Origin of the sequence: Acrocarpospora sp. B8E8 (genome assembly GCF_039871605.1) — a bacterium.
GTDB classification, from domain to species: domain Bacteria; phylum Actinomycetota; class Actinomycetes; order Streptosporangiales; family Streptosporangiaceae; genus Acrocarpospora; species Acrocarpospora macrocephala.
In genome coordinates, this window is sequence record NZ_JBDPLV010000211.1 from 1 (window position 1) to 1,029 (window position 1,029).

Here is a 1,029-nt window from a genome sequence, read left to right on the forward strand (position 1 = left end):
CACCGCCCGAGCCACCGCTGAACCCGCCAACACCCGGTTCGGCTCTGCCCCGTTCGGCCCGGCCCGGCAGCCCGGTGTCCGGCCCTTCGGCGGCCACCGGCCCTCGCCCGGATCCGGGCCCGGGTCCGGGTCCTCGGGCAGCGGGCAGGTGACCGGCCAGCCTGTTGGCCAGCGTGCTCAACAGGCTGGTGATGGTGCTCGGGAGACAGCTCAGCGTGCCCGCGAAACCGGTCGGCGTACGGAGGGGCCCGGTCGGGATGCCCGGGAGGAGGATCACGCTACCTGGGAGCCGGATCGGGATGCCCGTGAGGCCGGCCACGCTGCCCGTGGTGCCGGTCAGGGTGCCGGTCGCGGGCCGGGAACCGATCAGAGTGCTGGCCGTGATGCCGGGCGCGGGGACCATCCGGACCACGCGGACCATCCGGATTTGGGTTTGGTCGGGGCGAGGGTACGGGAGTTGCTGCACGAGGCCGAGGTGATCGCCGCCGATCAGTCGCTGGTGCCGTGTGATGTGGAGGCGGCGATGGCCGAGATCGTGGCCTGGTCGCGGGTGATCGACCGGGCCGAGGCCGCGATCGCGGTCCGGCTGGCCGTGGCCGATGCCGGGAAAGGCCACCAACTGTTCGGGCGGCGCTCGCTCGGGGCGTGGCTGGCCGCGGCCACCGGCTCAAGGATCGCCCGGGCGGGGGAACGCCTCACCCTGGCCCGCCAGCTGTCCCGGCTGCCGGATCTGGCCGCCCGGCTGGCCGAGGGCAGCCTGCCGTTCGGGGCCGCGGCCGCAGTCGCCTCAGCGGTCCGGCCACTGGACGACGAAGAAGCCCGGCTGGCCGAGCCGATCCTCCTCACCCTGGCCGACGATCCGGCCGCCACCGTCGAAGATGTCACCCGGGCCGGTCAGGTGCTCCTGGAGACCATCGACCCGGGCGGCAGGCTGGCCCGCGCCGCCGCCCGCACCGAACGCCAGCACCTCAACATCGCCGCCACCCTGGACGGGATGGGCCGCGTCACCGGCCTGCTGGACCCGGAACT

The 1,029-nt window shown here is 74.5% G+C and carries 1 protein-coding gene and 1 pseudogene; one reads left to right on the plus strand and one right to left on the minus strand.

Annotated elements, in window-relative coordinates:
- Positions 1–421, minus strand: a pseudogene (locus tag ABGB08_RS54655) (hypothetical protein); the annotation flags it as partial.
- Positions 422–427: 6 nt separating this feature from the next.
- Between ABGB08_RS54655 and ABGB08_RS54660 the strand changes: the two are divergent.
- On the plus strand, positions 428–1,029 hold a 602-nt coding region (locus ABGB08_RS54660), incomplete at its 3' end, for a DUF222 domain-containing protein (protein ID WP_347608551.1).